General features: G+C 72.8%; 26 protein-coding genes and 1 pseudogene. 9 read left to right on the top strand and 18 right to left on the bottom strand.

Going from position 1 to position 25,403, the window contains the following annotated elements:
* Nucleotides 1–12: 12 nt before the first annotated feature.
* Nucleotides 13–780, top strand: coding sequence for a spherulation-specific family 4 protein (locus ACQP00_RS07445; RefSeq protein WP_433216259.1), 768 nt, complete (start codon nucleotides 13–15; stop codon nucleotides 778–780).
* Nucleotides 781–787: 7 nt separating this feature from the next.
* Here ACQP00_RS07445 and mutM read toward each other — a convergent pair whose 3' ends face one another.
* From mutM to ACQP00_RS07390, 11 genes are all read right to left on the bottom strand, one after another.
* Nucleotides 788–1,639, bottom strand: coding sequence for a bifunctional DNA-formamidopyrimidine glycosylase/DNA-(apurinic or apyrimidinic site) lyase (mutM, locus tag ACQP00_RS07440; protein ID WP_433216256.1), 852 nt, complete (start codon nucleotides 1,637–1,639; stop codon nucleotides 788–790).
* A gap of 9 nt (nucleotides 1,640–1,648) precedes the next feature.
* On the bottom strand, nucleotides 1,649–2,803 hold the full coding sequence (locus ACQP00_RS07435; RefSeq protein ID WP_433216253.1) for a mannosyltransferase family protein: 1,155 nt from the start codon (nucleotides 2,801–2,803) through the stop codon (nucleotides 1,649–1,651).
* Entirely contained in the window at nucleotides 2,787–3,590 is an 804-nt protein-coding gene (gene rnc, locus ACQP00_RS07430) for a ribonuclease III (RefSeq protein ID WP_433223743.1), read from the bottom strand. The genes ACQP00_RS07435 and rnc overlap by 17 nt, the downstream gene beginning before the upstream one ends.
* 50 nt (nucleotides 3,591–3,640) lie before the next feature.
* Nucleotides 3,641–4,651 (bottom strand): phosphate acyltransferase PlsX, encoded by a 1,011-nt coding sequence (locus tag ACQP00_RS07425; protein WP_433223741.1) that lies wholly within the window; start codon nucleotides 4,649–4,651, stop codon nucleotides 3,641–3,643.
* A 49-nt stretch (nucleotides 4,652–4,700) separates the two neighbouring features.
* A complete protein-coding gene (gene rpmF / locus ACQP00_RS07420; RefSeq protein ID WP_259861936.1) occupies nucleotides 4,701–4,874 on the bottom strand; it encodes a 50S ribosomal protein L32 in 174 nt (57 codons plus the stop codon).
* Between the two features lie 5 nt (nucleotides 4,875–4,879).
* Nucleotides 4,880–5,446 (bottom strand): YceD family protein, encoded by a 567-nt coding sequence (locus ACQP00_RS07415; RefSeq protein WP_433216250.1) that lies wholly within the window; start codon nucleotides 5,444–5,446, stop codon nucleotides 4,880–4,882.
* A gap of 90 nt (nucleotides 5,447–5,536) precedes the next feature.
* On the bottom strand, nucleotides 5,537–6,037 hold the full coding sequence (locus ACQP00_RS07410; RefSeq protein ID WP_433216247.1) for a hypothetical protein: 501 nt from the start codon (nucleotides 6,035–6,037) through the stop codon (nucleotides 5,537–5,539).
* 104 nt (nucleotides 6,038–6,141) lie between these two features.
* Nucleotides 6,142–6,633: a pantetheine-phosphate adenylyltransferase gene (gene coaD / locus ACQP00_RS07405; RefSeq protein WP_433216244.1), complete on the bottom strand. Its 492-nt coding sequence runs from the start codon at nucleotides 6,631–6,633 to the stop codon at nucleotides 6,142–6,144.
* Nucleotides 6,634–6,679: 46 nt separating this feature from the next.
* The gene (gene rsmD, locus ACQP00_RS07400; RefSeq protein WP_433216241.1) at nucleotides 6,680–7,258 is read right to left on the bottom strand and encodes a 16S rRNA (guanine(966)-N(2))-methyltransferase RsmD; all 579 of its coding nucleotides are present in this window, start codon (nucleotides 7,256–7,258) and stop codon (nucleotides 6,680–6,682) included.
* Between the two features lie 65 nt (nucleotides 7,259–7,323).
* Nucleotides 7,324–9,525, bottom strand: a complete 2,202-nt coding sequence (recG, locus tag ACQP00_RS07395) for an ATP-dependent DNA helicase RecG (protein WP_433216238.1) — start codon at nucleotides 9,523–9,525, stop codon at nucleotides 7,324–7,326.
* A gap of 13 nt (nucleotides 9,526–9,538) precedes the next feature.
* The gene (locus tag ACQP00_RS07390; protein ID WP_433216235.1) at nucleotides 9,539–11,146 is read right to left on the bottom strand and encodes a DAK2 domain-containing protein; all 1,608 of its coding nucleotides are present in this window, start codon (nucleotides 11,144–11,146) and stop codon (nucleotides 9,539–9,541) included.
* 191 nt (nucleotides 11,147–11,337) lie between these two features.
* Between ACQP00_RS07390 and rpmB the strand changes: the two genes are divergently transcribed.
* Complete coding sequence (gene rpmB, locus ACQP00_RS07385) at nucleotides 11,338–11,529, top strand: 50S ribosomal protein L28 (protein ID WP_190249618.1); 192 nt, start codon at nucleotides 11,338–11,340, stop codon at nucleotides 11,527–11,529.
* A 61-nt stretch (nucleotides 11,530–11,590) separates the two neighbouring features.
* Here the strand turns inward: rpmB and ACQP00_RS07380 are convergent, their stop codons facing one another.
* Entirely contained in the window at nucleotides 11,591–12,058 is a 468-nt protein-coding gene (locus ACQP00_RS07380; protein ID WP_433216232.1) for a GNAT family N-acetyltransferase, read from the bottom strand.
* A gap of 33 nt (nucleotides 12,059–12,091) precedes the next feature.
* Nucleotides 12,092–13,054 (bottom strand): thiamine-phosphate kinase, encoded by a 963-nt coding sequence (locus ACQP00_RS07375; protein WP_433216229.1) that lies wholly within the window; start codon nucleotides 13,052–13,054, stop codon nucleotides 12,092–12,094.
* A 142-nt stretch (nucleotides 13,055–13,196) separates the two neighbouring features.
* Between ACQP00_RS07375 and ACQP00_RS07370 the strand changes: the two genes are divergently transcribed.
* Nucleotides 13,197–13,430 carry an Lrp/AsnC family transcriptional regulator gene (locus ACQP00_RS07370; protein WP_433057384.1) on the top strand — a complete coding sequence of 78 codons (234 nt, stop codon included), beginning with the start codon at nucleotides 13,197–13,199 and terminating at the stop codon, nucleotides 13,428–13,430.
* Nucleotides 13,431–13,443: 13 nt separating this feature from the next.
* Nucleotides 13,444–13,974 (top strand): DUF3515 domain-containing protein, encoded by a 531-nt coding sequence (locus tag ACQP00_RS07365; RefSeq protein WP_433216226.1) that lies wholly within the window; start codon nucleotides 13,444–13,446, stop codon nucleotides 13,972–13,974.
* A gap of 139 nt (nucleotides 13,975–14,113) precedes the next feature.
* Here the strand turns inward: ACQP00_RS07365 and ACQP00_RS07360 are convergent, their stop codons facing one another.
* The 3 genes from ACQP00_RS07360 to ACQP00_RS07350 all read right to left on the bottom strand — a co-directional run bounded on the left by ACQP00_RS07360 (nucleotide 14,114) and on the right by ACQP00_RS07350 (nucleotide 17,446).
* Nucleotides 14,114–15,250, bottom strand: coding sequence for a cystathionine gamma-lyase (locus ACQP00_RS07360; protein WP_433216223.1), 1,137 nt, complete (start codon nucleotides 15,248–15,250; stop codon nucleotides 14,114–14,116).
* Nucleotides 15,251–15,668: 418 nt separating this feature from the next.
* Nucleotides 15,669–16,700: an NAD(P)H-dependent glycerol-3-phosphate dehydrogenase gene (locus ACQP00_RS07355; RefSeq protein WP_433216220.1), complete on the bottom strand. Its 1,032-nt coding sequence runs from the start codon at nucleotides 16,698–16,700 to the stop codon at nucleotides 15,669–15,671.
* The gene (locus ACQP00_RS07350) at nucleotides 16,697–17,446 is read right to left on the bottom strand and encodes a lysophospholipid acyltransferase family protein (protein WP_433216217.1); all 750 of its coding nucleotides are present in this window, start codon (nucleotides 17,444–17,446) and stop codon (nucleotides 16,697–16,699) included. The genes ACQP00_RS07355 and ACQP00_RS07350 overlap by 4 nt, the downstream gene beginning before the upstream one ends.
* 697 nt (nucleotides 17,447–18,143) lie before the next feature.
* On the opposite strand from ACQP00_RS07350, the pseudogene ACQP00_RS07345 reads away from it, so the two are divergent.
* From ACQP00_RS07345 to ACQP00_RS07325, 5 genes and pseudogenes are all read left to right on the top strand, one after another.
* Nucleotides 18,144–18,470, top strand: a pseudogene (locus ACQP00_RS07345) (2-phospho-L-lactate guanylyltransferase); the annotation flags it as partial.
* Nucleotides 18,471–18,475: 5 nt separating this feature from the next.
* Nucleotides 18,476–18,673, top strand: a complete 198-nt coding sequence (locus tag ACQP00_RS07340; RefSeq protein ID WP_433216214.1) for a cold-shock protein — start codon at nucleotides 18,476–18,478, stop codon at nucleotides 18,671–18,673.
* A gap of 637 nt (nucleotides 18,674–19,310) precedes the next feature.
* Nucleotides 19,311–21,614: an RNA degradosome polyphosphate kinase gene (locus ACQP00_RS07335; RefSeq protein WP_433223739.1), complete on the top strand. Its 2,304-nt coding sequence runs from the start codon at nucleotides 19,311–19,313 to the stop codon at nucleotides 21,612–21,614.
* Between the two features lie 28 nt (nucleotides 21,615–21,642).
* Nucleotides 21,643–23,169, top strand: coding sequence for a CHAD domain-containing protein (locus tag ACQP00_RS07330; protein WP_433216211.1), 1,527 nt, complete (start codon nucleotides 21,643–21,645; stop codon nucleotides 23,167–23,169).
* Nucleotides 23,157–24,032 carry an NUDIX hydrolase gene (locus tag ACQP00_RS07325; RefSeq protein ID WP_433216208.1) on the top strand — a complete coding sequence of 292 codons (876 nt, stop codon included), beginning with the start codon at nucleotides 23,157–23,159 and terminating at the stop codon, nucleotides 24,030–24,032. Before ACQP00_RS07330 ends, ACQP00_RS07325 begins: the two co-directional genes overlap by 13 nt.
* 60 nt (nucleotides 24,033–24,092) lie before the next feature.
* On the opposite strand, the gene ACQP00_RS07320 is transcribed toward ACQP00_RS07325, so the two are convergent.
* Together ACQP00_RS07320 and leuD are read right to left on the bottom strand one after the other, a co-directional pair.
* Entirely contained in the window at nucleotides 24,093–24,677 is a 585-nt protein-coding gene (locus ACQP00_RS07320) for an HU family DNA-binding protein (RefSeq protein ID WP_433216205.1), read from the bottom strand.
* A 136-nt stretch (nucleotides 24,678–24,813) separates the two neighbouring features.
* Entirely contained in the window at nucleotides 24,814–25,401 is a 588-nt protein-coding gene (gene leuD / locus ACQP00_RS07315) for a 3-isopropylmalate dehydratase small subunit (RefSeq protein ID WP_433216202.1), read from the bottom strand.
* Nucleotides 25,402–25,403 lie beyond the last annotated feature (2 nt).

Genomic DNA, 25,403 nt, shown 5'->3' with positions numbered 1-25,403 from the left:
GTTAGTCCGGTCGTGGACCGGGTTCCGACGCTCCTGCCACTGCGGGCGCATCCGCTGGCCCGGCCACACGCATGGGAGATCGTCGCGGGCCACGGTCCGGCGTTCACCGTCGTCGTCGACGTCGCGGGCGGGCCCGGCAGCGGCCGGGACCCGCTCTGGACCGCGGCCATGAGCCGCCTGGCCGAGGCGGGGGTGCGGCTGCTCGGCTACGTGGACATGGACTACGGCACGCGCCCGGTCGCGCAGATCCGCGCCGACGTGTACCGCTGGAGCGGCTACCCGGTGCGCGGCGTCTTCCTCGACCACACGCCCGTGAGCCCGTACGCGATCGGCCCGGTCGCGGTCGTCGCCCAGTCCGCCGCCCGCGCGGACCTGCCCGAGGTCGTGCTCAACCCGGGCGAGCCGCCGGACGGGGCGTACCGCGACCTCGGCCTGCCCGTGTGCGTCTTCGACGGCAGCTGGCGGGAGTACCGGCGCTGGTCCGGCGAGGGCGCGCACCCGGGCGACGGGCACCTCGTGCACGCGGTACCGCCGTGGGAGCTCGACGAGGCGGCGCAGCTGCAGGTCGCGCGCGGGGCCGGCTTCGGGCTCGTCACCGATCTCGGCGCCCCCGACCCGTACGCGGACCTGCCCGCCTGGTGCGGCCTGGTGCCGGGCCTGGCCGAGCTCGGCGCCGAGCGGGACCGCCCGACCCCGGCGCCGCGGCGTCCGCGCCCCTACCGCGCGCTCAGCGTGGTGCGCGACGGTGCCACAGCCACCCGGGCGAAGACCGGCGCGTAGCGGCGCGCTACCGCGCGAGGCGCGGCCGCGGCTGGCACTTGGGGCACGAGAACGACGACCGGTTCATGAACGCCTCCCGGCGGATCGGGCTGCCGCAGCGGTTGCACGGCAGGCCCTCGCGGCCGTAGGCGTTCAGGGAGCGCTCGAAGTACCCGCTCTCCCCGTTGACGTTGACGTACAGCGCGTCGAAGCTCGTCCCGCCCTGCCCGATCGCCTCGTTGAGCACGTCGCGGACGTGACCGAGCAGGCGCCGCGCGGCCGGGCGGGACAGCTGCGACGTGTCCCGCACGCCGTGCAGCCCGGCCCGCCACAGCGCCTCGTCCGCGTAGATGTTGCCGACGCCGGAGATCAGCGTCTGGTCGAGCAGCGCCCGTTTGACCTCGGTGCGCCGCTTGCGCAGCCGCTCCACGAACACGTCGTCGACGAACAGCGGGTCGACGGGGTCCAGCGCGATGTGGGCGAGTTCGCCGGGCAGCACGGCGCCCCCGAGCGAGACGCTGAGGCCGCCGAACGTGCGCTGATCGACGAAGCGCAGCTCCGGCCCGTCGTCGTCGAAGGTCAGCCGGACCCGCAGGTGGATCTCCGCCGCGGCGTCCCCGGGCTGCATGAGCAGCTGCCCGGACATGCCGAGGTGGCCGATCAGGGCGTCCTCGTCGTCCAGGGGCAGCCAGAGGTACTTCCCGCGGCGCATCACCGCGCCCACGCGCCGGCCCGCGAGGATGCCCGCGAAGTGCTCGGCGCCCGCGACGTGGCGGCGGACGGCGCGCGGATGCAGCACCTCGACCGTGGCGATGCGCCGGCCGGACACCCACTTGTCCAGGCCGCGCCGGACGGTCTCGACCTCGGGCAGCTCAGGCATGGAATCCCTCTAGATCGCGTAGTGCCACACGGTGATCAGATACGAGCCGTACCACAGCCCGAACACGCCGCAGGCCGCCAAGACTAGCGCCGCCGTGCGCGGCCGCGCGCGACCGAGCGCGATGGCCGGCGGCACCAGGATCAGCAGCGCGGGCACGAGCAGGCGCGGCTTGGAGTGGAAGTACCCGGCCTGGCCGAGCACGAGGACCAGCACGATCAGGCCGTACACCGTCAGCGGCGGCCAGACCCGGCGCACCACCGCGAGCACGGCCAGGATCACGACCCCGACGAGCATCCACGCGATGCTGACCTGAATCCAGCCGTCGCCCGCCTTGAACGCGTCGTGCAGGAACGACAGCGTCGAGGAGCCATAGTCGAACGTCGTTCCCCAGCCCGCCGTCTGGATGTCGAACCACGCCCCCAGATCGCCCACGCGCAGCCCGACCCACAGCAGATAGGCCGGCACCCCCGCGAGGGCCACAGCGGCGCCCAGGACCGGTTTCCAGATCCCCGCGGGTGTACTTTCCGTGCTCTTACGATCCCGATAGATCGCCATCCCCGCCGCCACCGCGAGCGCGATCGCCGCGGCCGCGCCCGTGGGCCGGGTCAGGCCGGCGGCGAGCCCGAACGCGCCGGCCAGCAGCCAGTCGCCGCGGTGCGCGAACAGCAGCATGCCGACGACCAGCGCGGTGAACAGCGCCTCCGAGTACCCCATGGACAGCGCCATCGACATCGGCTGCAGGCAGAACAGCGCGGTGAGGGACAGGCCGACCCGCTCGTCGTACAGCCGGGTGCCGAGCGCGCACAGCAGCACCGCCGCGACCGCGCCCGCCAGCCACGAGACGGTGATCGCCGCGGTGCCATAGTCGAGGCGCGTCACGAGGTGCACGAGGCGCACCGTCATCGGGTACCCGGGGAAGAACGCCAGCCCGTTGCCGGTCAGGTGCCCCTCGCCGTCGTAGGTGTAGCCGGCCGGGTAGCCCTCCTCGGCGACGCGCACGAAGTGCCCGCCGTCCCAGGCGAGCAGGCGGTCGCGGATCTTGTCGTCGGGCGACATCCACCACAGCAGCGCCAGTTGTACGAGCCGGCTCAGCGCATAAATGCCCAGCGGGAACGCGAACAGCGTGGTGCGGGCGCGCTGGGTGATCTCATTGGCGCGCGTCATCGTCGTCATCGGATGGCGGTTCCTCGGCGATGTCGGAATCGGGGGTCTCCGCGCTACGTCGCGCGTGCTTGCCGGATCTTCTGGAGTTCCCGCCGCCGTTGCCGGGGGCCGCGTCGTCGGCGGGCTCGGTCACGTACGCCGCCGACTCGGGCTGGACGCCGGACAGCTCGCGCCAGGCGGCCTCGGCCGCGCGCTGCTCGGCCTCCTTCTTGCTGCCGCCCTGCGAGCCGCCGTAGCGCTTCCCGGCGACGATCACCCAGGCGGTGAACCGCTTGGCGTGGTCGGGGCCCTCCTCGTCGATGCGGTACTCGGGCACCCCCAGCCCGCGCCCGGCGGTCAGCTCCTGCAGGCTGGTCTTCCAGTCCAGGCCGGCGCCGCGCATGGCGGCCTCGGCCATCAGGCTGTCGAACAGCTTGTGGATCACCTGGGCCGTCATGTCCAGCCCGTACTGCAGGTAGATGGCGCCGATCAGCGCCTCCAGCGTGTCGGCGAGGATGCTGGCCTTGTCGCGGCCGCCGGTCGCCTCCTCGCCGCGTCCGAGCAGCAGGAACGGGCCGATGCCGCCGGGTCCGAGCCGGCGCGCGACGTCCGCGAGGGCGCGCATGTTCACCACGCTGGCGCGGAGCTTGGCCAGTTGTCCCTCGGCGAGCTTGGGGTGGTTCTGGAACAGCGCGGTGGTGATGACCACGCCCAGGACCGCGTCGCCGAGGAACTCGAGCCGCTCATTGGTGGGCAGGCCGCCGTTCTCGTACGCGTACGAGCGGTGGGTCAGCGCCCGCTTGAGCATCTCCGGGTCGAAATCGACGCCGAACGCGGCCTCGAGGCTGTTCTGGTTCTTCACGAGCGCTCTCCCAGTGCGTCACGGACGGTGAGCCCGCCGGCCGAGGAGAGTTCGGCCAGCAGATCATCAGCGAGACCCGCGACCGCCGGGGTGATGCGGTCGCGGTGAAGACGTGCGGCGAGGGCGATGCCGTCGGCGATCTCCGCGCCGCCGGCCGAGCCATGGCAGACCACGACGTCGCCGGCCACGCCGAGCAGGACGGCCGCGGCCTCGAACTGTCCGGCCGGCCCGGGCGCGCCGGTGCTCGACCGAGCCGTGCTCATGGCGCCCTCGAGGCCCTTGAGCAGGACGTTTCCGGTGAATCCATCGGTCACGACGATGTCGGCGGGGCCTCCGCGCGGCACGTCGAAACCCTCCACGAGCCCGACGTAGCGCCCGCCCGCCGGCAGCGGGATGTCCGACAGCGCGATCGAGACCGCGCGGCGCAGCCGATCGCCCTTGCCCGGCTCGCTGCCGATGGACAGCAGCCCCACGCGCGGGCGCGCGATGCCGAGGGCCACGGAGGCGTAGGCGGTGCCGAGCACGGCGTGCTGGACGAGCTCCAGCATGGTCGCGTCGAGGGTCACTCCGACGTCGAGCAGGAGCATCGGCCCGTGCGCGGTGGGCAGCTGGGCGGCCAGACCCGGCCGGCGTACTCCTCGGAGGCGGCCGAGGACGTGCGCGGACGCGGCGACGGCGGCGCCGCTGGAGCCCGCCGAGACCATCGCGTCCGCGCGGCCGGCGTAGACCGCCTCCGCGGCCGCGCGCACCGACGTGGATCGGCGGATGTTGCGCAGCGGGGAGTCGGCCATGGCGATCGCGTCGTCGACGACGATGACGCCGGCGCGCTCGCGGTCATTGACCGGGAGCGCGCCGATGACCTCGTCGGCCGCGTCGCGCGGCCCTACGAGGAGAAGCTTGAGGTCTGGATCGGCGCTGCATGCGCGCAGAGCGCCGTCAACCACGACGGCGGGAGCCCCGTCCCCGCCGAGGAGGTCGACGGCGATCCGCGCGACGCCGGACGGGATTTCCCCGCCGTGCGGCGATCGGTCGGATCGCGTCACCCGGATCCGGTTGTCAGACCTCGATGACCTGGCGGCCGTTGTACGTGCCGCAGACCGAGCACGCCGCGTGCGGCAGCTTGGGCGAGCGGCACTGCGGGCACGGCTGGGTGGAAACCGCGACGGCTTTCCACTGGCTCCGGCGCGACCGGGTGTTGCTGCGCGACATCTTCCGCTTGGGAACAGCCACTGGACCTACTCCTCTGACGTCTTGATCTGGGACAGGGCAGCCCAGCGCGGGTCGATCTGCTCGTGGGTGTGACCCTCGGGCAATTCGTCGATCGGTGTCCCGCACTCGGGGCACAGACCTGGGCAGTCTTCACGGCACACGGGGTTGGCGGCCAGGGCGAGCACCACCGCGTCCCGCAGTGCCGGCTCCAGGTCGATCAGGTCGCCCTGCAGCCGTCCAACCTCGTCCTCGTCGGTCGTCTCGTCCGTCGTGCTGTGCTCGTAGGCATAGAACTCTTGGAGCGGGACGTCCAGCGTGTCGCTGATCGGGCGTAGGCAGCGCCCGCACTCGCCCACCAGCGGTCCGGTGACGGTGCCGGAGACGAGGACGCCTTCGGAAACCGACTCCATCCGCAGCTGGAGGTCGAGCTCGGCGCCTTGGGGCACGCCGATCAGCTCCAGACCGAGGTCCTCGGGTGCCGGCACCTTCCGGTGTACCGCATGCAGAGCGCCCGGTCGGCGGGGAAGGTCTCTCGTCTCGAGGACCAGCGGCGACCGGGGATCCAGGTGCGGGTGCTGTGGTTGGTGTGGCATCTTCTCAGACTCCGGCCAGGTAGGGCCGACGGACTAGGGTACCCGAGCGGCAGATCTTCCGTCGAATCGGCTCCAACGGTACCGCGCCCGTCAGAACGGCAGCGGCCGGTCGTCCTCACCGGACGGGGTGAACGAGCCGATCTCCCGCAGCGCGTGCATCTTGTCGCGCCCGCGCTCGATCGAGGCCAGGGACCGGGTGAGGAACTGCTCGAAGTTGGCCAGCGCCGTGTCGACGTAGTCGTCGACCTCGTCGCGCAGCCGCTGGGTCTCGGCGCGGGCCTCGTTGATCATCCGCGAGGACTCGTGCTCGGCCGAGACCACGATCTCGTTGATCGACACCAGCCGCGTGTGCTCGGCCTCGGCCTCGGCGATGATCCGCTCCGCCTCGCGCCGGCCGGCGTCGACGATCTTGTCCCGCTCGTCGAGCAGCGCGCTCGCGCGCCGCAGCTCCCCGGGCAGGTCGGCGCGCAGCTGGTCGAGCAGATTGATCATGTCGGCGCGGTCGAACACGAAGTTGCTCCGCGACATCGGTGCCGACCGCGCACCCTCGACCAGCGCAATGATCTGGTCGATGCTCTCGAGCGGATCCACCTGCGGTCACTCCTGTTCACAACGTCGAACGACGTAACCATCATGCGGCCCGGACCCCGCAGCCGCTCCATCGCCACTCGGGTGTTGCTCAGACTTTCGCGGTCTCAGACGGCCTTCGGCAGGCTGGCGAACCGCTCACGCAGCCGATTTGCCACGAGATCGGGGACATGTGGGGAAACGTCGCCGCCCCACTTCGCGACCTCTTTGATGAGACTCGACGAGACGAACGAATATTTCGGGTTGGTCGGCATGAACAGCGTCTCGATACCGCCGAGGCCGTAGTTCATCTGCGCCATCTGCAGCTCGTAGTCGAAGTCGCCGGCCACCCGCACGCCCTTGACGATCGCGCCGATGTCGTTGGCGTGGCAGAAGTCGACCAGGAGCCCCTGGAACGCGTCGACCCGGACGTTGGCGTACGGCGCGCTGACCGTCGCGAGCATCTCCAGCCGCTCGTCGACCGAGAACAGCCCGGCCTTGCTCTGATTGATCAACACCGCGACGACGACCTCATCGAACATCTGCGATGCCCGACCCACGATGTCCAGGTGCCCGTTGGTGACCGGATCGAACGAACCCGGACAGACCGCGCGCCTCATTGCACCAGCCCAAGCCTCATGAGCGGGGACCGTACCAAAGGATCGCTTAAGCCGTGCGGGAGCCATCCTGATCGCGTCGGGCGTACCACAGTGAGGTCTCCCCGTAGCGCCGCTCGGCGACCGCGCCCAGCCCGCCCGGCCAGGCCAGGGCCGGTCCGCGGCTCGACCGCTCGACCACCACGACGGCGTCCGCGGCCAGCCAGCGCTCGACGAGCGCCTCCAGCACCGCGCGGACGCGCTCGTCGGTCACCGCGTAGGGCGGGTCGATGAACACCGCGTCGTACGCCCCGTCCGGCTCCCCCGCGAGCAGCCGCTCGACCTTGTCGGTGACGAGCCGCACCCGCGCGGCCACGCCGAGCGTCGCGATGTTGCCGCGGATGACGCGCGCCGCCTTGGCGTCGGCCTCGGCCAGCAGCACGTGGGCGGCGCCGCGGGAGCAGGCCTCCAGCCCGACCGCGCCCGAGCCCGCGTAGAGGTCGGCGAACCGCGATCCGTCCAGGTCCAGGAGGTTGTCGAGGCTGCTGAACAGCGCCTCGCGCACCCGGTCCGACGTGGGCCGCGTGCCCTGCCCGGCCGGCACGGTCAACCGGCGCCCGCCGAGCACCCCGGCCACGATCCGCGTCACGCGTCCACATTAGGCGGTGCGGCCGGCCGCCCTGAGCAGCCACCGGCCGGCCGGTGTGAGAAGCGTCACCCCTTTTCGAGGTACTCCGCCCGCTCCTCGTCCACCAGCCGCGCGATCGTCGCCGCCAGCGCCGGGTGCTTGTCCAGCTCCCGGTCCTCCGCGATCAGCTCCGCCGCCTCCGCGCGCGCCTCGCCGATCAGCTCCGCGTCGCGCAGCAGCGACAGCAGGCGCAGGTGCGAGCGGTGCCCGGACTGCGAGGCGCCGAGCACGTCGCCCTCGCGCCGCTGCTCCAGATCCAGCTCCGCGAGCTTGAACCCGTCGGTCGTGGAGGCCACCGCGTCCAGCCGCGTCCGCGCGGGCGTGCCCTCGCCGGACTCGGTGACGAGCAGGCAGAGCCCCGGCGCGCTGCCCCGCCCGACGCGCCCGCGCAGCTGGTGCAGCTGGGAGACGCCGAAGCGGTCCGCGTCGAGGATCATCATCATCGTCGAGTTCGGCACGTCGACGCCGACCTCGATGACCGTCGTGGCCACGAGGACGTCCAGGTTGCCCGCGGCGAAGGTCCGCATGACGGTGTCCTTCTCCTCGGCCGGCAGCCGCCCGTGCAGGACGCCGATGCGCAGCCCGTGCAGCGGCCCGTCCTCGAGCTGCGGCGCCACGTCCAGCACGGCGACCGGCGGGCGCCGCCCGTCGTCGCCGGCCGGGGGCACGTCCTCCCCTTCGGACTTGGCGGCGTCGCCGATGCGCGGACACACGATGTACGCCTGGTGCCCCTTCGCCACCTCCTCGCGCAGCCGCCGCCAGCCGCGGTCCAGGAACGCCGGCTTCTCGGTGACCGGCACCACGTGCGAGGCGATCGGCGAGCGCCCGCGCGGCAGCTGGCTCAGGACCGAGGTCTCCAGGTCACCGAACACGGTCATCGCGACCGTGCGCGGGATCGGGGTGGCCGTCATGACCAGCACGTGCGGCGGCTGGTCGGCCTTGGTGCGCAGGGCGTCGCGCTGCTCGACGCCGAAGCGGTGCTGCTCGTCGACGACGACCAGGCCCAGGTCGGCGAAGTCGACGCCCTCGTAGAGCAGCGCGTGGGTGCCGACGACGACGCCCGCGGTGCCGCTGCGGATCTCCTCCAGGACCTTCCGCCGCGCGGCCGCGCCCAGCGACCCGGTGAGCAGCGTCACCCGGGTCGCGTCCGGCGCGGCGTCGAGCTCGCCGGCCCGGCCCATGCCGCCGAGCAGGTCGGTGATGTTGCGGTGGTGCTGGGCGGCGAGCACCTCGGTCGGGGCGAGCATCGCGGCCTGGCCGCCTGCGTCGACGACCTGGAGCATCGCGCGGAGGGCGCACAGCGTCTTGCCGGAACCGACCTCGCCCTGCAGCAGGCGGTGCATCGGGTGGGCGCGCTCCAGGTCGGCCGCGATCTCGTCGCCGACGTCGCGCTGGCCCCGGGTCAGCTCGTACGGCAGCCCGGCGTCGAACGCGGCGAGCAGCCCGTCGGCGCGGCGCGGGCGCGGGACCGCCGGCCAGTCCTCGGCCCGCTTCTTGCGCTGGACCAGGGTCAGCTGCAACGCGAACGCCTCGTCCCACTTGAGGCGCCTCCGAGCGACAGCCAGGGACTGCTGCGACTCGGGCCGATGGATCTCCCGCAGCGCCTTGTCCAGCGAGCTCAGCCGCCGGTTGGCCCGCGTCGTGGCCGGCACCGGGTCGGGCGTCGGGGGCAGCACGTCGAGCACGGTGCGCACCGCCGAGGCGATGCGCCAGGTGGGGACGCGCGCGGTCGCGGGGTACACCGGAATGATCGCTCCGGCGAACTCCTCGACCGCCTCCTCACCCTCGCCCGCGTCGAGCAGCACGTAGTCGGGCTGGTTGAGCTGCAGCTTGTGGTTGAACCGGCCGACCTTGCCGGAGAAGAGCCCCCATCGGCCCGGGCGCAGCTGGTTCTCCCGCCATGGTTGGTTGAAGAACGTGACGCTGATCTCGCCGCCGCTGTCGTCGCCGATGACCGCCTCGACCAGCGAGCCCCGCTTGCCCCGGGTGTTGCCCCGCTTCTGCTCGAACTGCCGCGAGTTCACGCGTTTGACCTGCCCGAACACGGTGACGTCGGTGTCGATCTCCAGCGCCCGGATGTCGGTGTGCTCGCCGCGCTCCTCGTACCGGCGCGGGAAGTGGTACACGAGGTCGCCCACCGTGTGCAGATCGAGGTGCTCGGCGAGCAGCTTCGCGCCGTTCGCTCCGAGCACCTTCGACAGCGGTGTGGACAGGTCGATGTCGGCCACGGTCAGGCTTCCTCTACTCGACGCCCACCAGGAGTGGGTAGTGCGGCTGGCCCCCTTCGTAACACTGGACCTCGACGAACGGCCAGGAGCGCTCGACGTGGGCGCGCAGGGCCGCCCCGAGCCCGGCGGGGGCGTCGCGGCCGGCGATGAGGGTGACGAGCTCCCCGCCGCCCCCGAGCATCCGGTCCAGCAGCAGGCAGGCCGTCTCCGGCAGATCCTGCCCGATGAGGTTGACCTCGCCGTCGACGATCGCGAGGACATCACCCGGCTGGCAGCGCCCGGCGACGGTCAGTGCCTCCCGCGCGGCGATGGAGACCTCGGCCGACCGGCACCGCGCGGCCGCCTCGGCCATGGCGATCACGTCGTCCTCGAAGCGGCGCGTGCCGTCGCGCACGGCCATCGCCGCGAGCGCCTGCACCGGCGAGCGGGTCGGCACGACCCCCGCGCGGACGCCCGCGGCGCGCGCCTCGCCGGCCGCGGCGGTGGCCACGGCCTGGACGTTCGCGTCGTTGGGCAGCACGACGACGCGCTCCGCGCCCGTGCGCAGGATCGCGTCGAGCAGCTGGCGGGTCGAGGGGTTGCCGGTCAGCACCTCGGCGCCCTCGGCCTCCAGCAGCTCCGCGAGGCCGGGACCGCTGCACACGACCACGACGGCGCGGTCGCGGGGCCCGGCGCCGGCCGCCTCCTCGGCGCGCGCGGCCGCGGCGATCTGGTCCTCGAAACGGGTCACCGTGATGCGGCTCGGGCGCCCCGCGTCGACGCCGGCCTCGACCGCCGCCCCGACGTCGTTGACGTGCACGTGGACGTGCCAGGTGGGCTCGTCGCCGACGATCACCAGCGAGTCGCCGAGCGCCGCGAGGGTGTCGCGCAGCGTCTCGACCGCGTCCGCGCGCGCGTCCAGCAGGAACTGCACCTCATAGGCGAACTCGGCCGAACCGGTCTCCCGTTCGGCGGTCGTGCGGGGACGGCCGCCGGTCGGTACCGCCGCGATGACCGGCTCGTCCGGCGGCTCCTCCCCGGTCAGGGTCTCCACCAGCGCGTCGAGCAGCACCACGAGGCCCCGCCCGCCGGCGTCGACGACCCCGGCCCGGGCCAGCGCCGGCAGCTGCTCGGGCGTCCGCGCGAGCGCCTCGCGCGCGGCCTGGGCGGCGGTGCGGGCCACGGCGACCACGCCCCCGTGCGCTGCGGCGTCGACGGCGGCGGACCCGGCGGCCACCCCGACGGTCAGCACGGTGCCCTCGACGGGCGCGGCGACCGCGGCGTAGGCCCCGCGGGCGGCCTCGTTCAGCGCCCCGGCCAGCACCGCGCCGGTCACCGGGGCCGCGCCCGCGCGCTCCAGCCCGGCGGCGAGCCCCTTGAACAGCTGGGCCAGGATGATCCCGGAGTTTCCGCGGGCCCCGAGCAGCGCGCCCCGGGCGGCGCCGCGTACGGCCTCGGCCGCCGTGTCGCCCACCGCCGCCTCGACCGCCGATGACATCGTCAGCACCAGGTTGGTGCCGGTGTCGCCGTCCGGCACGGGGTACACGTTGAGCGCGTCGATCTCGGCCTGGTGGCGCCGCAGCGCGGCCAGGCCGGCGGCACACCACCGGCGGACGGCGGCTGCGTCCACACTGTCTGGCACGCGGCAGAGCCTAACGGTGAAGCCCGTCGTTCCCCACCACGGCGGCCGCGGAAGGGCCGATTGGGTGTGGCGGGGTCGGATCAGGTAACCTTGCTGGGTTGCCCGCCGTTCACCCGGCCGGTGACGCCTGGAATGGGAGCCGCGAAGCGGGTCCGTTCCGATCCAGACTGCAAACAACCCAGGAGATCCCCGTGGCTAGCGTGTGCGACGTCTGCGGCAAGGGACCGGGCTTCGGCCACAACGTGTCCCACTCGCACCGGCGGACCAACCGCCGTTGGAACCCCAACATTCAGACGGTGCGCACCCCGGCCGGTGGCGGCACCACGCGGAAGGTGCAGGTCTGCACCTCCTGCCTCAAGGCCGGCAAGGTCGTCCGGGGCTGACCCAGGCACCGTAAAGGCCCCGTGACCGAGTCACGGGGCCTTTCGTCGTGCCCGGAAGGTTTCAGAGGTTCCGGCCGAACGAGCGCACGTCGGGATAGCCCTTGTAGTGCCCGAAGTCGTCGATCCGCGCGTACCCGCACCGCTCGTAGAGGCCGATCGCCTCCGGCTGCGCGGTGCCCGTCTCCAGCCACATCCGCGTCCGGCCCGCCGACCGCGCGACGTCCTCCACGGCGCGCAGCAGCGCCTTGGCGACCCCGCGGCCGCGGTACTCCGGCGCGACGTACATGCGTTTGAGCTCCGCCGTCTCGTCGTCCCCGGCGAACGTGCGGTAGCCGGCGCAGCCGGCCGGCACACGGTCCACGTAGGCGACGAGGAACGCGCCCTCGGGCGGGTCGAACTCGACGGGCTCGATGGGCGTGGAATCACCCTCGCCGCCGTACCGCAGGCTCAGGTCAGCGAGCGCGGCGGTGGTCAGCTCGGAGGCGACCCGCGAGCCGTAGCGGGTCATCCTGATGTCGATCTCGGTCACGAGCGTCGAGGGTACCGGGCCTTACCGGAAGCCTTACCGGAAGTGGTCCCAGCCTGGGGCGCCGCCCGTGTACCGGCGACCGTCCACGGTCACGCCGTCACCCGCCGTGAACAGACTGGCGGGCAGCACCGAGCCGACCACGAGCCACTCGTCGCTCAGCTGTACGTCGGGCGGGAAGGTGGCCGCCAGCGCGTGGTCGTCGCCGCCGGCGAGCAGCCAGCCGTACGGGTCCACGCCGAGCGCGGTCGCGGCGGCGTGCATCGCCTCGGGCACTGTGAACGCGTCGCGGCGCAGATCGATGCCGACGGCGCTGGCCGTCGCGATGTGCCCGAGATCGGCCAGCAGGCCGTCGGAGACGTCGATCATGGACGTCGCGCCCATCCGCGCGGCGACCGGCCCCAGGTGGTACGGCACGTCGGGCCGCCGGTGCGCGTCCACGAGCAGCTTCGGCGAGCGGAAGCCGCGGGACAGGATGGTGTACCCGGCCGCGGCGTGCCCGATCCGGCCCGCCACCGCCACCACGTCGCCCGGACGCGCACCCGAGCGCACCACCGGCGCCCGCCCCTCCAGGTCGCCCAGCGCGGTCACCGCGATCGTCAGCGTCGGGCTCGACGAGGTGTCCCCGCCCACGACCGTCGCGCCGGTCTTCGCCGCCTCCGCGGCCAGGCCGTCCGCGAGGTCCTCGGCCCACGCGATCTGCAGATCCGCCGGGGTGCACAGGGCCACCAGCAGCGCCGTGGGCCGCGCGCCCATGGCCGCGATGTCGGCGAGGTTAGCCGCGGCCGCGCGGTGGCCCACGTCGCGCCCGGTCGACCAGTCGCGGCGGAAATGCCGCCCGTCCACGAGCACGTCCGTGCTCGCCACGACGCGCGCGTCCGGGACCGCGACGATCGCCGCGTCGTCGCCGGGTCCGAGCAGTACCGAGGGCGAGGGCGCCCCGAGCCGGGCCGTGATCCGCGAGATGAGCCCGAACTCACCGGCGGTTGCTACGGTCACCCGTCCTCCAACTGATGCTCGATAGTGTCGCCGACGCCGCGTGTCATGGCATGATCACGCACGGCGGTTGAGTTTTCGATTCCATCCTGCGGTAGGTTGACGGCTGATCAGCGCGCGGACGGCGCAGGGAGGGAGTCGTGTCGTGGTACAGGCATACATCCTGATCCAAACAGAGGTCGGCAAGGCCCGCGACGTGGCCACGGCCATTCAGGGCCTCAACGGTGTGGTACGCGTGGACGCGGTCACCGGCCCGTACGACGTCGTGGTCCTCACCGAGGCCCGCAACATCGACGAGCTGGGCCAGCTCATCGTGTCGAAGGTGCAACTGGTGCCGGGCATCACGCGCACCGTCACGTGCTCGGTCGTGCACCTGTAGTCTCATGCCCGTCATGACTACGGACGCACCCGAGCGCCGCGCACCGAGCCCGGCCCGAGTCGCCACCATCGCGGCGTTGCCCGTCGCCCTGGTGGCCGGGGTCGTCGCGTTCTGGGGGCTCGGCGGCTTTCCTTCGGGACCAAGTTCCGCAGTTGTACCGGCTGAGGCCCCACAGCTCGACCCGTCCCCGGCCGCGATGTGCCGGGCTCTGGTCTCCCGGCTGCCCGAAGAACTCGGCGGCCTGCACCGCCGCCAGGTGACCGCCGGCGGCGAGCAGAACGCCGCGTTCGGCGACCCGGCGATCCTGCTGTCGTGCGGCGGCGCGGCCCCGGCGATCCCGCCGGACGCGCAGTTCCTGGGCCTGTCCGACGTGTGCTGGTTCACCCAGGAGCAGTCCAGGCAGACGGTCTGGCACAGCGTCGACCGCCAGGTGCCGCTGCGCGTCGTGGTGCCCAAGGACGCCGACGGGTCGTGGTTGGTGAATCTTTCACCGGCGATCGTGGCCACGATCCCAACCGCGCCCGCGGGCGAGTCGCACTGCTGAGCATCCGCGGACTGGGCGTATGCCCTCCGGTTCTTGCCTTTATCGGCTCTGCGTGGCTTATGACCTTGTGAGCGCTGCGCGGCGTTCGGCTTTCGTCAGCCCCGCGCAGCGTTGAGGTCCTGGACGGTGATGGGTGCGGTCAGCCCTGCGCGGCGTTGAGGGCCCGCAGGACGTCCGCGACCAGGTCGTCGGTGTCCTCGACGCCGCACGAGAAGCGCACGAGGCCCTCGGGCGCGTCGTCGCCCCACTGCGCCCGGCGATCCGCCGAGGAGTGCAGGCCGCCGAAGGACGTCGCGGCGAACACCAGCTCGGACGCGCCCAGGAAGCGGTCCACCGCCGCCTTGTCGGCCAGCACGAACGTCACCACGCCCGGGATGCGGCGCATCTGCCGGACCGCGCCCTCGTAGGAGGGGTCGCCCGCGCGCCCGGGCCACCGCACGGACGCGACCGCCGGATGGCCGGCCAGCAGCTCCGCCACGGCCGCCGCGTTGGCCGTCTGCCGGGCCAGCCGCAGGTCCAGCGTCCCGAGCGACCGGTGCGCGAGCCACGCCTCGAACGCGCCCGGAATCGCCCCCGTCCGCCCGCGCCAGGTGCGGATCGACTCGATGAGCCGCGGGTCGCGCGCGCAGACGTAGCCGAGCAACATGTCGGAGTGCCCGGTCAGCGCCTTGGTCGCCGAGGCGACGGAGAAGTCCGCGCCCAGGTCGAGCGGCCGCTGCCCGAGCGGCGTCGGCGTGGTGTTGTCGACCGCGACGAGCCCGCCCCCGGCATGCGTCCGCGCGGCGAGCTCGGTGATGTCGCACACGTCCAGGCCCGGGTTGGAGGGCGTCTCGAGCAGCAGCAGCCGCACGTCGTCCAGCGCCGGGTACGGTCCCGCCGTCGGCATCGTCCGCACCTCGACCCCACGCTCGGGCAGGTGCTCGCCGGCGAAGGCGCGGGTCAGGAAGTACCCGTCGGACGGCAGCACGACCGCGTCACCCGCACGCAGCGTGGACAGCAGCACCGCGGTGATCGCCGCCATCCCGGAGGCGAAGACGACGCAATCGCCGCCTTCCAGCTCCCCGATCGCCCGCTCCAGGTTGCGGTACGTCCGGTTGTCCGACCGCCCGTACCCGTCCACGCCCGCCTGCGGCCCCGCCACCGGATCGAGGTGGTACGGCGCCCCGAACACCGGCGAGGGCAGGAAGGGCTCCCCCACGACCGCCGCGGGGACCCCGGCGTGCACGACCCGCGTCCCGTCCCCGCGCCCGAGCGCTCCGGCACCGTCTGCGTCCATGTCGCCGTCCCCCTTCGTCGCGTCGTCTCCGCGCATCATCCCGTCCCCATGTTTCGGGCGCTCACTCATCCATAGTCGGCCGCCGTCCCCGCCCCGTCCGCGCGGACGCGCACCTCGTCCCCGCGGACGCGCACCTCGTGCCCGCGGACGCGCACCTCGTGCCCGCGGACGCGCACCTCGTCCCTGCGGACGCGCGCCGAGCCGGGGCCGTCGGCGCGCGCACGGTTCCCGGCCCTCCGCGCGGACGCGCATCGACCGCCGCACGCATGAACGCGCGTCGGTCCGCGTTGCGAGCGCAGGCCGAGTCGCCGTTACGCGCCCACGCAGGCCGGTCGCCGTGACGCACCCGCGCAGGCCGGTCGCCGCGGCGCGCCCGCGCAGGCCGGCGTGGACTGCTCGCGGCGGCGATGGGCGACGGCTACTGACCGGTCGAGGGCACGCCCGGTCGCTCCGGCTTGGTCTCGCGCGACATCAGCGCCGCCAGGGCCTTGAGCGGGTCCACGCCCTCGTGGCACACCTGCTCGACCTGCTCGGTGATGGGCATCTCCACGCCGACGCTGTGCGCGAGGTCGCGGATCGACAGGCAGCTCTTCACGCCCTCCGCGGTCTGGCGCGTCGCGGCCTGGGCCTGCTCGAGGGTCTCGCCGCGGCCGAGGCGCTCACCGAACGTGCGGTTGCGCGACAGCGGGGACGAGCACGTCGCGATGAGGTCGCCCAGGCCGGCGAGGCCCGCGAACGTCATCGGGTTGGCCCCGAGCGCCGCGCCCAGCCGTGCGGTCTCGGCCAGGCCCCGCGTGATCAGGGTGGCCTTGGTGTTGTCGCCGAAGCCGAGCGCGGAGGCCATCCCGTAGGCCAGGGCGATCGCGTTCTTCACGGCGCCGCCGAGCTCGCAGCCGACGACGTCGTCGTTGGTGTACGGCCGCAGGTAACGCGTGCTGATCGCCCGCTGGACGAGCTCGGCGCGGCGGATGTCCTGGCAGGCCACGACGGTGCCCGCGATCTGCTCGGCGGCGATTTCCGGCGCCAGGTTGGGCCCGGTGACGACGGCGACGCGGTCCGGCTCCACCCCGGCGACCTCGACGATCACCTCGCTCATCCGCTTGAGCGTGTCGAGCTCGATGCCCTTCATGAGGCTCACGAGCGTCGCGTCCGCGCCGATCCCGCCGCTCCAGGCGCTCAGGTTGGCCCGCAGGGTCTGCGACGGCACCGCCAGTACGACCAGGTCCGCCCCGTCGATCGCCTCGTGCGCGTCCGCGGTGGCCGTGACGGCGTCCGGGAGCCACATCGCGGGCAGGTAGTCGTGGTTGTGGTGGTCGTCGCGGATGGACGCCGCGAGCTCGGGCCGGCGGGACCACACGGTCACCGAAGGCGTCCCGGCGTCGGCGAGGACCTTCGCGAACGCCGTGCCCCACGAACCCGCCCCCAGGACGGCCGCGCGCTGGATGCTCATGCCGTCTGCTCTTCGGGCCGCTGCACGGTGGACTGCTGCTGCGTGGCGGGCCGCTTCGGCGACCACAGCGGCGGCGGGGTGCCCTCGCGGATCCCGGCCAGCATGTCGCGCAGGTGCAGCATGATGTGGTCGGTGATCTCGTTCAGGGTCTGCGCCGTCGGCTGCGCGCCCGCCCAGGCCGACAGGTCGAGCGGGTCACCCGCGACGATGGTGACCTTCGCGCGCGGGAGCAGCTTGAGCTTCTTCGTCCGCGGGTCGTAGATCTGCTCCGGGCCCCACATCACGATCGGGATCACCGGTGCGCGGGTGTCCAGCCAGAGCCGCGCCGCACCGGTCTTGCCGCGCATGGGCCACAGGTCCGGCTCCCGCGACGTGGTGCCCTCGGGGTAGATCACCACGGCCGCGCCGGTCTGCACGCCCACCCGCGCGGCCTCGAGGGCCTTCACGGCGTCGGTCGTCCCGCGGCGTACCGGGATCTGGTGGACGGCCTTGAGCAGATAGCCCAGCACCGGCACGTCGAACAGGCTGGACTTGGCCAGGAACGACGGCCAGCGCCCGGAGTCGTAGATGAAATGCGCCACTGCCAGCGGGTCGGCGTGGGAGATGTGGTTCACCACAATGATCACCCCGCCCTCGGCCGGGATGTGCTCCATCCCGCGCCAGGTGCGGCGGGTCAGCACCTGGATCATGGGCTTGACGGTCATGACGGCGAAACGCCGCCAGAAGCCGAGCCTCCGGCGCACCATCTCACCCTCCCCTCACGGTTCTGCTGCGAATCATGCCACTGCCAGGCGCCCAGTGGCCGTGTCAGGATGGCTCATGCACAGCCACGGCCAGTCGACCACCCAGCCGACCGCGTCCGAGCGGCCGGCCGCCTGGGTGGCGGTGGTCCCGGTCAAGCCGCTGCCCGCGGCCAAGACGCGCCTGCGGGGCGCGGTGCCCGAGGCCGTACACCCCGATCTCGTCCTTGCCATGGCACGCGACACGGTAGCTGCCGCCCTCGCCTGCCGCGCGATCGCCCGGGTGGTCGTCATCTGCGACGACCCCGCGGTGTGCACGGAGCTGACCGCGCTTGGGGCGTTGTGCCTGCCTGACGCGCCCGCGGCCGGGCTGAACGCGGCCCTGGCATATGGCGCGCAGGCCGCCCGCCTGATCCTCGCCGCGCCCGCGCCCGGCCCTGTTCCCGGGGCACACGCACTCGCCGCTGACCGCGTCCCCCCGGCCCACGCCGCTGACCGCGTCCCTCCGGCCCACGCCTCCACGGCGCAGGTCGCGGGCCCCGCCTCTGCCACGCACACCCTTGATCCTGCGTCCGCGCCGTATGCCCCAGGCCAGGTCTCCGCGGGGCACGCGTCCGGGCCTGACGACGTCGCCAGGACGACCGAGCGTATGGACCCGAACGGCGGCCGCGACGACACGCGCGCGGACGCGCAGCGCACCGGCGTGGTCGCGCTCACCGCCGACCTGCCCGCGATGCGGCCCGAGGATCTCGAGGCGGCCCTCGTCGCGGCCGCGCGGACGGGGCGGCGGGCGTTCGTGCCCGACCTGGAGGGCACGGGCACGGTCCTGCTCGCGGCGCCGCCCGGGGAGACCCTCGCGCCGCAGTTCGGACCCGGGTCGGCGGCGGCACACCAGCGCTCGGGCGCGGTACGGCTGGACGGCGCATGGCCGAGCCTGCGCCGCGACGTGGACACCGCGGCCGATCTCGATGCCGCCGCGAGGCTGGGACTCGGCACACATACCGGACAAGTCCTCTGCACGGTAGCGTGATCGGCATGCAGGGCACGGTGGCGACATTCGACGACGAGAGTCGCACCGGGACGGTGCTGCTCGACGACGGGGTCGAGGTGGCCTTCCCGGCCGCGGCGTTCGACGCGTCCGGGCTGCGCCATCTGCGGCTGGGTCAGCGGGTCCGGCTGGACCGCGACGGTGTGGGAACGATCACGAAGGTCACGCTGCCCACGTTTCCGTAAATGGCCAAGCAGCGGGAAGTTCATGTTCAGACCGGCACAAACGGGCCATGATGATCCGGTGGACGAGAGCACGACCGGTCGAGGCCGCCCGCGCAGCGCAGCCCAGCGAGCCGAACCGGCCAGTGCGCCGCCCAAGACGACGAGGTCCGGTGGGAACGGGGCCCCGACACGGGCTCGTCGAGTCACCAAGGCCGCGCCCACGGCGCCGGCCGACGAAGCCACGGTGAGCGAGGTCACGGTGAACGAGGCCACGACAGAATCAGCGAAGGCCCCCGAGCGGGTGCCCGCCCAGAAGTCCCCGACCAAGCCGGCCGCCACCAAGCCGGCGGAGACCGCGCAGCCGGAACCCGCCGAGCCCGCCGCCACTGGACCTGCCGCACCGGCCGCGTCCGCGCCCGCAAAGCCCGCGGCCTCCACGCCGGCGAAGCCCGCCGCGTCCGCGCCCGCGAAGCCCGCCGCGTCCGCGCCCGCGAAGTCTGCCGCTTCCACGGCCGCGCCGGCGGAGACCGAGCCGAAGGTGGCCGCGCCCGCCGTCCAGCCGTCCGCCACCACGCCGCCGGCGACCAAGCCCGCAGCCGCAAAGCCCGCGGCTACAGCGCCCGCGAAGTCCTCGGTGACTGCTCCTGCGAAGCCCGGGGTGACCGAGCCGGCGAAACCCGCGGCCGCCGCCGCGCCCGGCGTCAACGGTCGTCCCTCGACGCCCGCCAAGCCCGTCGAGAGCGCCGCTGCCGCCGTGGATAGTCCGGCGACAGGCGTGGGTAACCCCAAGGGAGCCGAGGCCGCCCAGAGCACGGACGCGATCGAGGACGACGCGACCGCGCGCGACGGCGACGAGCGGCCGGAGTGGTTCGAGTCCGGAGGGAGCGACGTGCAGGTACCGGAAGAAGAGAAGCCGCTGCCCGAGGACCGCTATCTCAACCGTGAACTGTCGTGGCTGGACTTCAACGCGCGGGTGCTCACGCTCGCCGAGGACCCCACGACGCCCCTGCTGGAACGGGCCAAGTTCCTCGCGATCTTCGCCAGCAACCTCGACGAGTTCTACATGGTGCGCGTCGCCGGGCTGAAGCGGCGCCTGCAGACCGGCCTGCCGGTACGCCGCCCACCGGGCTTCCTGCCGCCCACCGAGCAGCTGGAGCAGATCGCCGAGCGAACGACCGGGCTGATGGCGCGCCAGTCGCGGGTCTTCGCTGACGAGATCGCGCCGGCGATGGCCGAGGAGAACATCCACATCGTTCGCTGGACGGAGCTGGACCCGGCGGAGCGCGAGCGGATGCGCGCGGCGTTCCGCGAGCAGATCTTCCCGGTACTCACCCCGCTGGCCGTCGATCCTGCGCACCCGTTCCCGTACATCTCGGGGCTGTCGCTGAACCTGGCCGTCGTCGTCCGCGAGAAGGACGGCGGGCCGGAGCTGTTCGCGCGGATCAAGGTGCCGAACAACGTGCCGCGGTTCTACGCGCTGCACTCCGCGCGCGACGGTGCGCGGGTGATGCGGTTCCTGCCGGTCGAGGAGCTCATCGCGGCGCACCTCGGGCAGCTGTTCTCGGGCATGCAGGTGCTCGAGCACCACCTGTTCCGGGTGACCCGCAACGCCGAGGTCGAGCTTGACGAGGACCGCGACGAGGATCTGCTGCAGGCGCTGGAGCGCGAGCTCGCGCGGAGGCGCTTCGGCCCGCCCGTGCGCCTGGAGGTCGCGGCGTCGATCTCCGACCACGTGCTGGAGCTGCTCGTCCGCGAGCTCGACATGGACTCCCACGACGTGCTGCGGGTGCCCGGGTGGCTCGACCTGACCGCGTTGTGGCAGGTGTACAACGGCGTCGACCGGCCCGATCTCAAGGACCCGCCGTTCGTACCCGCGACGCATCCGCACTTCGCCGAGGGCGAGACGCCGCGCAGCGTCTTCGCGCGGTTGCGGGACCACGACATCCTCGTGCACCACCCGTACCACTCGTTCTCCACGAGCGTGCAGCGCTTCATCGAGCAGGCCGCGGCCGACCCGAACGTGCTGGCGATCAAGCTGACGCTGTACCGCACCAGCGGCGACTCCCCCATCGTCGACGCGCTCGTCGACGCGGCCGAGGCCGGCAAGCAGGTCGTCGTGCTGGTAGAGGTCAAGGCGCGCTTCGACGAGAAGGCCAACATCGGCTGGGCGCGGACGCTGGAGCGGGCGGGCTGTCACGTCGTCTACGGCCTCGTCGGGCTCAAGACGCACACGAAGACGGCCCTCGTGGTGCGCCAGGAGGGCAACCACATCCGCCGCTACTGCCACATCGGCACCGGGAACTACCACCCGAAGACGGCGCGGCTCTACGAGGACTACGGGCTGCTGACGGCCGACCCCGAGGTGGGCGCCGACCTGACCGACCTGTTCAACGTGCTCACCGGCTACAGCCGGCAGACGTCGTACCGGCGGCTGCTCGTCGCACCGCACGGCGTACGCCGCGGGATCATCGAGCGGATCGAGCGCGAGGTCGCGTACGGCGCCGACGGCCTCGTCCAGATCAAGGTGAACTCGCTGGTCGACGAGGAGGTCATCGACGCGCTCTACCGTGCCAGCCGCGCGGGGACGCGGATCGACCTGATCGTGCGGGGCATCTGCGCGCTGCGGCCAGAGGTGCCGGACCTGTCGGAGAACATTCGGGTCCGGTCGGTTCTGGGCCGGTTCCTGGAGCACTCGCGGGTGTTCCGCTTCGGCCACGGCACCCGCGCGGAGTACTGGATCGGCTCGGCCGACCTCATGCACCGCAACCTCGACCGCCGCGTGGAGGCGCTGGTGCAGGTGACCGATCCGGCCTCGACGGACGAGCTGCACCGGGTGCTGAGCCTGATGATGAGCGAGGACACGGGCGCGTTCGAGCTCTCGGGCAATGGCCAGTGGCACCGCCGGGCGGGCAAGAACCCGCAGGAGGCCCTGCTGCGCCGCATCGTCGACCGGGTGGAGTGAGCCCGGCTGACCTCTTTAGGGTGACTGGATGCTGGAGGAAGAGCGCAAGTACCTGGCCGACGACGGGTTCACCATGCCCGACCTCGGCGCCGCCGGGTGGGTGAGCGCGCGGGAGCCCGAGACGCTGCGGGCGACCTACTACGACACCCCGGAGCGGCTGCTCGCCCGCCACGGGGTCTCGCTGCGGTACCGCAAGAGCGACGCCGCCCCGAAGGAGTGGACGGTGAAGCTGCCGTCCTCGCGGGTGGGCGTACGCCACGAGTACTCCCAGCCATCGCGGGGCTCCGGCGTGGTGCCTCCGCAGCTGCTCGACCTCGTCACGGCCTACCGGCGCGGGCGCAAGCTCGCCCCGGCCGCGATCCTGCGCACCGTGCGCACCGTCTACGAGGTGACCGACGCCGACGGCCGGCTGCTGGCTGAGGTCGCCGACGACGACGTGAGCGTGTACTGGGGCCGCGAGGTCGCGCTGCGCTTCCGCGAGATCGAGGTCGAGCGGGCCGAGGGCGGCCGGGACCTGCTCGACCGGATCGAGGAGCTGCTGCTGGACGCGGGCGCCCGGGCGGGCGAGTTCGTGCCCAAGCACGTGCGGGCGATGGAGGCGTACGCGCCGCTGGACGAGCCCATGCTGGCCGCGCCCGCGCGCAAGCGCACCGTCTACGCGGGCGACGTGGTCGCCGAGGCGATCCGCCGCGACGTCACGCGGATCTTCAAGCACGACCCGTTCGCACGGCTGCGCGAGACGATGCCCAACGGCGACACCCCGGTGCACCAGATGCGGGTCGGCACCCGGCGCCTGCGCAGCGACCTGCAGACCTTCCAGGCGCTGCTGGACCCGCACTGGACGGCCCGGCTGCGCGAGGAGCTGGCGTGGCTGGCCGGTGCGCTCGGCGGCGCCCGCGACCTGGAGGTGCTGCGGGAGCGGCTGCACCGCACCGCCGAGGCCGACCCGCTGGTGCCGGCCGACCGGCGCTCGGTCGCGCGCATCGACGCCGCGCTGGCCGCCCGGCAGGACGCGGCGCTGCGGGAGCTGGACGAGGCGCTGCATTCGCGGCGGTACGTCAAGCTGCTCGACGCCCTCGTCGGCGCCGTGGAGGAGCCCCGCCTCGCGCCGCCGGCCTGGGAGCAGGCGGAGGACGTGCTGCCCGGGATCGTCCAGCGGCCCTGGCGGCGCCTGGTGGAGGGCGGTGGCGGCGTCGTGGGTGCCGGCGACCTGACCCCGGATCTGCCCGACGACGACTGGCACGAGGTCCGCAAGCGGGCCAAGCGGGCCCGCTACGCCGCCGACGCGGTCTCGGCGGTCGTCGGCCCGGAGGCGCGGCTGCTGGCCAAGGCGATCGGGAAGGCGCAAGGGGTCCTCGGGGAGCACCAGGACGCGGCGATCGCCGCGGACGCGTGGCTGGCGGCGGCCGCCGACGAGCCGCGCGACCACGAGCTGGCGGTCACGGCCGGACGGCTCTTCGAGCGTGAGCGGGCCGCGGTGACGCGCGCCCGGGCGGACTTCCCGGCTGTGTGGGCGGCCGTCATGGAGGATAAGAACATCGCATGGCTGAAGTGAACTCGGTCGTCCGCGCGGCGGGCGGGGTGGTGTGGCGGCGATCCGCCGGTGGGGCAACGGAGATCGTCCTGGTGCACCGGCCGCGGTACAACGACTGGTCACTGCCGAAGGGAAAGCTCGATCCGGGCGAGCACGAGCTGACCGCCGCGGTGCGCGAGGTCTTCGAGGAGACCTCGGTCGAGGCGGTGCCCCAGGTGCGGCTGCCGTCCGTGCGGTACCTCACCGGCGAGCCGGGCGTGGAGAAGAGCGTGGACTTCTGGTCGATGCGCGCGGTCGCGTGGGCGCCGCGCCCGGCCGACCACGAGATCGAGGAGGCCCGGTGGGTCGCCGCGACCGACGCGCACACGCTGCTGAGCTACGCGCACGACCGGGGCGTCGTGAGGGCGTTTCTCGACGTGCCGCCGGTGACCGGGGTGGTCGCGCTGGTACGGCACGCGAAGGCCGGCAAGCGCAAGGAGTGGAAGGGTCCGGACGGGCAGCGACCCCTCGAGCCCAGCGGAGAACGTGACGCGCGGGCCCTCAGCGGCCTGCTGACGCTCCTGCGGCCGGACCGGGTGGTGTCGGCCACCCCCTTGCGCTGCCGGCAGACGGTGGAGCCGCTGGGCCTGCCGGTGGCGATCGAGCCGGCCTTCGACGAGGAGGCCGAGCCGGGCCCCGCCGCGGAAGCGCTGGCGGCGGGGGCGCTTCGTGGGGGTACAACCGTGATCTGCAGCCAGGGAAAACTCATGCCGCCGCTGCTGACGACGCTCACCCACCGGGCCGACGTCGACTTTCACACCCGCAAAGGCGCCGGTTGGGTGTTGTGTTTCGCCGGCGCGCAAATCGTCGGCCGGGACCGCATCGCGCCGGTGTCGCTGCGATAGCGCGCAAACAGTGAAAGGGCGGCCCCGCGATCGCGGGGCCGCCCTTTTCGTTTGCCTGAGTTACTTGGCGGCGGCCTTCTTGGCCGGGGCCTTCTTGGCGGCAGTAGTGGTCTTGGCGGCGGCCGTGGTGGCCGTCGTCGTCTTGCGGGCCGTGGTGGACGCCGCAGCGCGGGTCGTCTTGGCGGCCGTCTTCTTCGCCGGAGCGGTCTTGGTGGCGGCCTTGGCCGGCGCGGTCTTGGTGGCGGTGGCCTTGGCCGGAGTGGCCTTCGCCGTCGTCGCCTTCGCCGTGGTGGCCTTGGCGGTCGTCGCCTTCGCCGTGGTCGTCTTGGCGGCGGTCGTCTTCTTCGCGGCGGCGGCGACCTTCGGCACCTTGCCGCTGGCGACCATCTCGCGGAAGCTGGCGCCCGCACGGAACGCGGGAACCGACGTCTTCTTCACCTTCACCGCTTCGCCGGTGCGCGGGTTGCGGGCGGTTCTCGCACCGCGAATGCGCTTCTCGAAGACGCCGAAGCCGGTGATGGCAACCTTGTCGCCCTTGGTCACGGCGGCCTGGATCTCGGCCAGCACCGCGTCCAGCGCCGCGTTCGCCGACTTCTTGTCGCCCAGGCGAGCGCTGAGCGCCTCGATGAGCTCGGCCTTGTTCACGTTTCCTCCCGTACCAGAAATGAAGTCCCTGTGGGCAAGGTATCCCAACGCACACAGGATACAAACATATGACGGAAAAGAAATCGTTGTGGAGTAACGGATTCGGCCGAAGGCTCATCGAGACGCCCTGCGGGGGCTAGCGAACGACGGGTGTCCACTCCGGACGGCCTTGTTCGAAGGCGGTGATAGCGTCCTCGTGGCGAAGGGTGAGGCCGATGTCATCGAGGCCTTCCAGCAACCGCCAACGACTGAAATCGTCCAGCGGGAAGTCCCATTCGTCGGCGCCTGCACGCAACTGGCGATCCTGGAGGTCGACCGTTACCTCGAGCTTCGGGTCGGCCTCGATCGCCGCCCACAGTTTCTCGACGTTTTCGCTGCCGAGCTCGACCGGGAGCAGGCCGCCCTTGAGCGCGTTTCCCCGGAAGATGTCGCCGAAACGCGGCGCGACCACCGCCCGGAATCCATAGTCCTGCAAAGCCCAAACAGCGTGCTCACGCGATGAGCCGGTGCCGAACTCGGGGCCGGCGACGAGGATCGAGGCACCCTCGTACACGGGATTGTTGAGCACGAATTCCGGGTCCGAGCGCCAGGCGTTGAACAGTCCGTCGGCGAACCCGGTGCGGGTGACGCGCTTGAGGTAGACGGCGGGGATGATCTGGTCGGTGTCCACGTTGGACCGGCGCAGCGGAACTGCCGTACCGGTGTGGACGGTGAACTTGTCCATGA

This window comes from Dactylosporangium sp. CS-047395 (genome assembly GCF_050942185.1).
Lineage (GTDB): Bacteria > Actinomycetota > Actinomycetes > Mycobacteriales > Micromonosporaceae > Dactylosporangium.
The sequence above is the reverse complement of the archived record's forward strand: the minus strand, read 5'-3'. Positions and strand labels throughout refer to the sequence as shown.